The organism is Kluyvera georgiana ATCC 51603 (genome assembly GCF_001654985.1).
In the GTDB taxonomy this organism is placed as follows: domain Bacteria; phylum Pseudomonadota; class Gammaproteobacteria; order Enterobacterales; family Enterobacteriaceae; genus Kluyvera; species Kluyvera georgiana.
In genome coordinates this window covers 1-2,343 of the sequence record NZ_LXEU01000070.1, presented here as the reverse complement: position 1 = coordinate 2,343, position 2,343 = coordinate 1, and the positions used below count along the sequence as shown (strand labels likewise).

The 2,343-nt window shown below is 59.5% G+C and carries 2 protein-coding genes; both read left to right on the top strand.

Going from position 1 to position 2,343, the window contains the following annotated elements:
• Positions 1–1,520 (top strand): DUF3300 domain-containing protein (locus M989_RS17785; protein ID WP_064547501.1); only part of this gene is annotated, 1,520 nt, incomplete at its 5' end.
• 11 nt (positions 1,521–1,531) lie between these two features.
• The gene (locus M989_RS17780) at positions 1,532–2,338 is read left to right on the top strand and encodes a DUF2950 family protein (protein ID WP_064547499.1); all 807 of its coding nucleotides are present in this window, start codon (positions 1,532–1,534) and stop codon (positions 2,336–2,338) included.
• Positions 2,339–2,343 lie beyond the last annotated feature (5 nt).

Genomic DNA, 2,343 nt, shown 5'->3' with positions numbered 1-2,343 from the left:
CGGAAGCCGCAGCGACGCCAACCTACTCCACAGCGCAAATCACCCAGTGGGTGGCCCCCATCGCCCTTTACCCCGACCCGCTGCTGTCGCAGGTATTGATGGCCTCCACCTACCCGGATAGCGTCACTCAGGCAGTGCAGTGGTCGAAAGATCATCCCGGCCAGCAGGGCGATGCGGCGGTAAAAGCCGTCGCCGGGCAGCCGTGGGACGCCAGCGTGAAATCGCTGGTCGCCTTTCCTCAGCTGACGGGCATGATGGGCGAAGACCCTCAGTGGGTGACCAACCTGGGCAACGCTTTCCTTGCGCAGCCGCAGGATGTGATGGATGCAGTGCAAAAACTCCGACTGCTGGCGCAGCAGACTGGCTCGCTGAAATCGACACCGCAGCAAACGGTGACCACCACCAAACGCACGGCCTCCTCCACCGGCTCCAGTCATACAACCAGCAGCACAAGCAGCTCACCAACGGTGATTAAGATCGAGCCGAGCGATCCGCAGGTGGTGTACGTTCCGAACTACAACCCGACGGTCGTTTATGGCAACAGCTGGCCTTACACCTCAGCGCCGCCGGTTTATCTGCCGCCACCTCCCGGGGAGCAGTTCGCCGACAGCTTTGTACGCGGTTTTGGCTTTAGCCTGGGCGTGGCGACAACCTACGCGATTTTCAGCAACATTGACTGGGATGATGACGATCACCACCACGATGATGATCACCATCACGATGACGATCATTATGATCGCGGCGGCTACCAGCATAATGGCGATAACATCAATATTAATGTAAATAATTTCAACAAGATAACCGGAGCGAATCTGAGCGGAGAAACCCGCAACTGGCAGCATAATCCGGCCTATCGCGGTAATACGCCTTATCCGAATAATACGGTAGCCAATCAGTTCCACCGGACCAACGTCGCCGGCGGGCTGAGCGCCACTCACCAGACTCCGGCGTTAGCTACGCCGCATCAGACCGATGTCGCGGGCGGCCTCAGCGCCACCCAACATACTGCGCCGAACCGCGATGCGCAGCGTCAAGCGGCAATGCAGCAGCTTAACCAGCGCACGCATAGCAACGGCACAACGCCAGCGGCCGCTGACTCGCGGGACGCTCAGCGCCGCGCCGCATCGCAGCAGCTCAACCACACCGTGCAGCGCAATAACTTCCGCGGCTACGATGCCCCGACGAGCCATATCGCCACGCGGAATACCCAGCCGCGAGAGGCCGCGCAGCGCATCCAGCAGTCGCATCCGCAGCTTAACGATAGCCAACGGCAAAGCCTCCAGCGTGAACGTCAGAATGGCGAAAAACTGCATCTTAATCAGGACATGATGGGTCAGCGCAGCGCATTACAGGCACATCGTGAAGGCGCGCGCAGTAATGTTTTCAGCGGCAACGAAAGCCGCGCCCCCTCCTGGCAGTCACAGCAGTCACGCGGGCTTGAGAGCCGTCGTGCTTCCGGCCTCGGCGGTGAGCAGCGCAGCGGTGGGCTGGCTGAGCATCATGAGTTTCGTCGACGCTAAAGGACAACAAGATGAAAAAGCAGATACAGATAGCCCTGCTGGCGCTGGCAATGTCGCCGCTAATGGCATGGGCACAGCAGACGTTCTCCACGCCAGAGCAGGCGGCCAGCGCGCTGGTGGATGCCGTCAGCCACAAAGATGACAACAAACTGGACAAACTCTTCGGCGAAAACTGGCAGCAGTTTTTACCGCCTGACGGCGTTGACCAGGAGGCCGTTGCTCGTTTTCTTCGCGACTGGCGGCTCGGTCATCGGATAATCACACAGGGCAACACCGCCTGGTTAGATGTGGGTAACGACGGCTGGCGGCTGCCCATCCCCATGGAAAAAGGCAACACCGGCTGGGCCTTTAATATCGCGGCAGGCGAAGATGAGATTCTGACCCGCGCCATTGGCCGCAACGAGCTTTCGGCCATTGAAGCCATGCACGCCTACGTGGATGCGCAGGAAGATTACTATCAGCTCAACCACGCCTGGGCGCAGAAAATTATCAGCAGCGACGGGAAAAAAGACGGCCTCTACTGGCCCATCAAGCCGGGAGAAGATCCCAGCCCTCTGGGGCCAAACTTCAGCCCCTCGGTGCCGGGTGAAGGCTATCACGGCTACCATTTCCGCATCATCGCCGACGGCGACAAAGGCGAAGTCGCCCTGCTGGCCTGGCCGGTTGAGTGGGGGCAAACGGGCATCATGAGCTTTATGGTCGATAAGACTGACCGCGTTTACGAAGCGAACTTAGGCGCAGAGACGGCGCAAAAAGCGCAGGTTATTACCCAGTTCTCGCCGGACTCCAGCGTCGGCTGGCAGGCCGTCGCCGAATAAAAAAT